The 1,207-nt window shown below is 41.8% G+C and carries 1 protein-coding gene; it reads right to left on the bottom strand.

Translation table 11 applies throughout. The annotated features are described in order from the left end of the window. Nucleotides 1-410: 410 nt before the first annotated feature. A partial coding sequence (locus ACM6JA_RS19630) for a transposase (protein WP_414853700.1) occupies nucleotides 411-1,207 on the bottom strand: 797 nt, incomplete at its 5' end.

A 1,207-nucleotide genomic window follows, 5' to 3' on the forward strand; every position in this document is an offset into this window, starting at 1 on the left:
CTCCCTCTATGTAGAAAGCAAAATCTCCCGATTTCGTTTGTTTTCTCAAGTTTTCATAGCGCTGTTGGTTTCTAATCATTTGAATACTGGAATAAGGCTGTATTTAAGGATAATTTTGGAGTCTATGAGTAAAAATAATCCATAGTTACCTAACCATGCATATCCAAAATATGGATCGCTAGTACAATTATGGTCGCACTGGTGGATGTCCACATTTCTCATGGAGGTCAACCCTCCCAAATCTCACAGAGTCTTCGCTCCCAAATTCCTTCGTCCAACCTTACCCATGAGGTGGGTGTCAGTCATGCTGCCCGCCAGGATCCTTTGCCCGTATTATAGTTGCTTTACTGACTAATCCGTGCTTCAAATGTTGGTACCTATTGCTTTGCTTTGAGAATTCAAAAGACAATCTAAGCTGCTTTCGGAAGTTCTACCATATGGGGAATGTCCCTTAACATACGTTCTTCACTGAATTCACATTGCTTCTTGCCAATCGTGAACAGAATTCGTATCAGCTTATTACAAATTGCGATGAGGGACTGCATCTTCTTCAAAGGATTATCTGGCCGTTTTGTAAAATACTGATGTAGAGCTTTGAAGGCTCCGTTCTTAGCTACTAAAGGCATAGCTACTCGAAATAGGAGGGCTCGGAGTGTCTTTCTCCCTCTCTTTGTAATTTTGGTTTGTCCTTTGTGCTTTCCAGATGTATTCTCCCTCAGACTCAATCCAGCTAACTTGATGATCTGTCGAGGGTGGGAATAGTTACTGAGGTCTCCTACCTCTGAAAAGAAGCCTGCAACCGTATCTTTTCCAATACCCGTGATGGCTAACATTTGTTCAACACCTGGAATCTGTTTGAGTAAATCGTCAATGTTAGCTTCCAGTTCTTCGAACTTTTCATTTATGAGTTCGTACTTATCTATTAACGTGCGTAGCTCTAATTTAGCCATTGCCGAACCCTCACGAATGCCAATCGAATGACTTGCTGCTTCTTTGAGTTCAGTTATTTTCCTGAGTCCAACCGCACGTATAACAGCTTTTCTGAGATGCACGAGGATCTCTTGGTCGGTGAGTTTGCTTAATTCATGTGGTAATAAATTTAGCTTTAAGAGTTGTAGTGCCGATTTTCCTTCCCAGTCTTTAAATACGGTAAGAAACTCAGGGAAGAAGCGATCTAGCCAGTTGTGGATTTGTCCCTGAACGGCTT

Source organism: Brevibacillus sp. IT-7CA2, from assembly GCF_949767855.1.
Lineage (GTDB): Bacteria > Bacillota > Bacilli > Brevibacillales > Brevibacillaceae > Brevibacillus.